This window comes from Moorena sp. SIO4E2, assembly GCF_010671945.1.
Classification (GTDB): Bacteria; Cyanobacteriota; Cyanobacteriia; order Cyanobacteriales; family Coleofasciculaceae; genus Moorena; species Moorena producens.
On sequence record NZ_JAAHIE010001183.1, the window covers coordinates 1 to 1,496 of the forward strand.

The 1,496-nt window shown below is 45.7% G+C and carries 2 protein-coding genes; both read right to left on the reverse strand.

Annotation, left to right across the window (positions count from 1 at the left end; genetic code table 11):
- Nucleotides 1-131 precede the first annotated feature (131 nt).
- Nucleotides 132-827 carry an IS630 family transposase gene (locus tag F6K37_RS41985; RefSeq protein WP_287257166.1) on the reverse strand — a complete coding sequence of 232 codons (696 nt, stop codon included), beginning with the start codon at nucleotides 825-827 and terminating at the stop codon, nucleotides 132-134.
- Nucleotides 824-1,267: a helix-turn-helix domain-containing protein gene (locus F6K37_RS41990; RefSeq protein WP_287257167.1), complete on the reverse strand. Its 444-nt coding sequence runs from the start codon at nucleotides 1,265-1,267 to the stop codon at nucleotides 824-826. Before F6K37_RS41990 ends, F6K37_RS41985 begins: the two co-directional genes overlap by 4 nt.
- Nucleotides 1,268-1,496 lie beyond the last annotated feature (229 nt).

Here is a 1,496-nt window from a genome sequence, read left to right on the forward strand (position 1 = left end):
CAACTCGCCGCTGTGCCTGCATTGTAACTGCAATCGACAGAAGTTTGATAAGGAACGCGCCAAACTGCGTGAGATTGAGCGTCAGCGTCGCGAGGATAAGCAAAATTGCGGGAACAGAGACTAGTGCTTAGTCAAGTATTAATTTTAGGGTAAACTGATTTGAGTTTGCAGCGTGCATCTTTGATTTTCATTTGCCAATCAACGCCTTTCTGGCGATTATTCACATCCTCTGACCAAGCCTCTGTTTCTTCCCTTAAGGTCTCCATATCGCCGATGCGCCTTGGACCAACGCACTGACGAGTCAACGAACTTAACTCGTTTTCGGCAATGTTTAGCCAACTGCCATGTTTGGGAGTGTAGCAAAACTCAATCTTTTTAACGTAGCCACGCGCACGATCCGCTTCGAAGGCTTCGTAAAAAGCACCCTTTGTATGCGTATTGAGGTTGTCACAGACAAGGATTACTTTCTCACTTTCTTTGTAGCGCCCATCTAACAAAGCCGCCATCTCTTCAGCCCAGTCGATTTTGGTTTTACGCTCTCTGACACGCACTTCCCGCCAACCGGCAAGGGCTTCGGTAAACATGAATATATTGGCCGTGCCAGCCCGTTCATACTCATAATCGATTCGCTTTGCGTGTTCTCTGGTTGCCGCTATCGGCACTTTGATCTCCTTAATTAACTGCACCGGTTGCTCGTCCATGCAAACTACCGGCGCCGATGGATCGTAGGGTTTCTCATAGGTTTCGAGCACCTCTTCCATAGAAGCGGTAAATTCTGCATCGTTCTTTGGAGGAATGACCCAGTATTGAATCTTTCGCTGGGTCATGCCGTTTTTTTTAGTGTCTGACGAACCGTCTCATAACTAATGGAATCAACAATTCCAAGTTCGACGACTTTATTTGCCAACAATCTTAAAGTCCAGTTGGCGTAACCTTTCGGAGGCGGTCCCAGTCTCATGGCTATGATTTGAGCTTCCTGCTCTCCGTTTAAAAGCTTCTCCACCGGAGGGTTTTCACGTTTTTTGCCATTTAAGGTCTGCTCAAAGCCTTGGGTTACCAATCGCTGACGAATGTTCTCAATGGTCTTGATCCGACACGAAAAGGCTTGGGCTATTCGTGCATCCGTCCAATTCGGCCCATTGGCATCTGCTTTTAAAAGAATTTGAGCCCGCCTGACTTTCTGACTACTGCCATCGAGTTTTTTAACCACTTCATTCAATTGATCGCGTTCATCTTGGCTCAAGCGCACAACATATTTTTTCTCCATTGGATTCTCCTTTCTGTAACGAGGTAATTGTCACTAAAAAGGAATATACTAGCGGATCGTCTGGTAACCTCAAACCTAATTTTTATCTATGACAAAGCACTACATAACTATAAGCTATAAAGGTACATAAAATTTTTTACCTATTCCTTATTCCCGATTCCCGATTCCCGATTCCCGATTCCCGATTCCCGATTCCCAATTCCCTACTCCCAATTCCCTACTCCCAACC